Here is a 1,503-nt window from a genome sequence, read left to right as displayed (position 1 = left end):
AAGAATTAACCGCACATTTCCTACTGTTAATCCAGTCTTTTCGCTCTCTCAAGGCATAATTCCACACTTTTCTACAGACTGCCAGCATATCTTCTATGATGGCAATCTGTTGCTGAGAAGGGATTAATTTGTACTCGTAGGTTAGTGTCAGCATATTTCCATTATATCATAATTTTATCTGAATGGAGTGCTGGCTTGTTTGTTTGGTCGCGATTCATTTCCCGGTAAATCGGAGATTATACAGGGAGTCCTCACTCAGGGTCATTTCATTCTAGATTTTAGCAATGAATTTATTGATTTTCAGACAGCGAAAGATAAATTTCCTCAAGCTTGAAATAACGTGGTTTCGTCAATACATAAAATGGCACAGTTTAGAATGAAATAGCCCTGGTCCTCACTCGCTCAATTTTTGATAGATTTTGGAGGATTTAAACAACTTAATTACATCATTGATGAGAGAATAGCAAAGCATAGAAAATTGGTAAGAGATTGCTTGACTATCGTTCGCAATGACAATTATAACGCACTACTTTATCTGAAACAGTCCACTACAGTAATTTCAGGAAATTATTTAACTTAGGTATTTACCTGAATTTTGCTTTATAATTAGGGTTTGCTGGTTAAATATAAAAGCATTGACATATAAAGGTTTTAGCATTTTTTAGTTAAAAAAAGTCTAAGCTTTGAGGTCGCTTAGGTTCAAAAAATTAGCATTTTAGGCGCATAGTTGCGCAGAAAAATCAAGGGACTATTCTTCCTCCTACCTCTTCTATAATTCCTATTTCTCCTGACTCGGTCCTCCTGACTCCTGACTCCTACCCTCACCCATAAGAATTTTTCAGCAAACCCTAATTAGATTTACTAACAAATTTTCCCTTCTTACTTCTTTCTTCTTCCCTTTTCCTTCTTTAAAAATCAGTTTTCCCTTCTTCCTTCTTCCTTCTTTAAAACAGCTTCCCTAAAACCTAGCACTACTAAAATATTAGATAGTGTTAGAAATACTTCTGCACTACCATGTAACCAATCAATATTTGCTAAGGCTTCGCTATAAACTTGTTTAGCATAAATTCCGGCGGGAATAGTTACGCCTACAAATACTAAAGTGCCATAAAATCCAATTAAGGCTAAACGGGGTGTTTTGCCTGAACGAGTGAGAAACCAAAGAAAGCCTAAATAGGGAAATAGAGAAAGAGCAAACAGAGTATCTTTAGAAATCATATTTTTAGGAGTATAAAAAATTTTGTTTTAGTAAGTAGCCAGTAGTCTATAGTTAAAGCTCTGTATTCAAAATACATTATATTCAGTATTCAAAATACTCTGAATATAGAGACTCGAAACTATAACGTTATAGATATATTGTCTGGAGTGCTGAAAAATATCTCACTGCTGAGTTGATTTTATTTTTCAAAAAAACATAGTCGGTACTCTGGAGTTAAGTATTCAAAATGCTATGAATATAGAGACTCAAAACTATAACGTTATAGATATATTGTCTGGAGTGCT

At 34.3% G+C, this 1,503-nt stretch carries 2 protein-coding genes; both read right to left on the bottom strand.

What is annotated here, in order from left to right:
- Positions 1-154: helix-turn-helix domain-containing protein (locus F6K54_RS25210; RefSeq protein ID WP_293083530.1), on the bottom strand; the 154-nt coding region annotated here is incomplete at its 3' end.
- Positions 155-915: 761 nt separating this feature from the next.
- Positions 916-1,218, bottom strand: coding sequence for a DUF3593 domain-containing protein (locus F6K54_RS25205; RefSeq protein ID WP_293083525.1), 303 nt, complete (start codon positions 1,216-1,218; stop codon positions 916-918).
- Between the last annotated feature and the right edge of the window lie 285 nt (positions 1,219-1,503).

It is taken from the genome of Okeania sp. SIO3B5, assembly GCF_010692555.1.
Lineage (GTDB): Bacteria > Cyanobacteriota > Cyanobacteriia > Cyanobacteriales > Microcoleaceae > Okeania.
Note: the sequence above shows the minus strand (reverse complement) of the source record. Positions and strands in the feature narration are given on the sequence as shown.

Excerpts from the sequence above, each read along its gene's own strand:
- F6K54_RS25205 (WP_293083525.1), bottom strand. The coding sequence starts at position 1,218 with ATGATTTCTAAAGATACTCTGTTTGCTCTTTCTCTATTTCCCTATTTA.